Here is a 620-nt window from a genome sequence, read left to right on the forward strand (position 1 = left end):
CGCCTCACCCGCCCCCTGGTCGTCGTCACCRCCCCCGTGCTCGACGGCCCCGTCTACCGTGCGCGCGCCCGCACGGCCGTGCAGGTGCTGCGCCCGCGCGCGGTGCTCACCGTGCCCGCCGCACGCGCGATCGCGCTGGCCGCCGACGCCGATCTGCACCGCCCGCTGCTCGTGATCGACATCGGCGCCCATCTCACCGAAGTCGTCCTGCTCGACGACGGTCTCGTCCTCGACGCCCGCCGCACCGCTCTGGGCACCACCGACCTGACCGGTGCCGACGCGTCGGCGGAGATCGGCGAGGCCGTCACGGCCATGATCACCTCGATGCTCCGGCAGGACCGCACCCCGGTCACCGCCGACGCGCTGAGCCGGGGTGCCCTGCTGGCCGGTGGCGGCGCCCTGCGGCCCGATCTGACCCGGCGGCTCATCCGCGGCCTGCGGGCGCCGCTGCGGGCCGTCGCCGCACCGCACACCGCGGCCGTCCGAGGCGCCGCCCTGGTCCTGCGCGCCGCGCACGCCCACCCCTCGGCGGACGGCGCGGCACCCTCGGACTCCGGCCCGCCGTCCCGCTGAGCCCGTCCCCACCGCCACGGGCCGGTGCCGCTCCACCGGCCCGTGGC

Annotated in this window: 1 protein-coding gene; it reads left to right on the forward strand. The window is 78.7% G+C overall.

Translation table 11 applies throughout. The features are described 5' to 3' along the window. Positions 1-573: hypothetical protein (locus tag AB8Z36_RS41555; RefSeq protein ID WP_369218504.1), on the forward strand; the 573-nt coding region annotated here is incomplete at its 5' end. Positions 574-620 lie beyond the last annotated feature (47 nt).

This window comes from Streptomyces flavofungini (assembly GCF_041028215.1).
In the GTDB taxonomy this organism is placed as follows: domain Bacteria; phylum Actinomycetota; class Actinomycetes; order Streptomycetales; family Streptomycetaceae; genus Streptomyces; species Streptomyces flavofungini_B.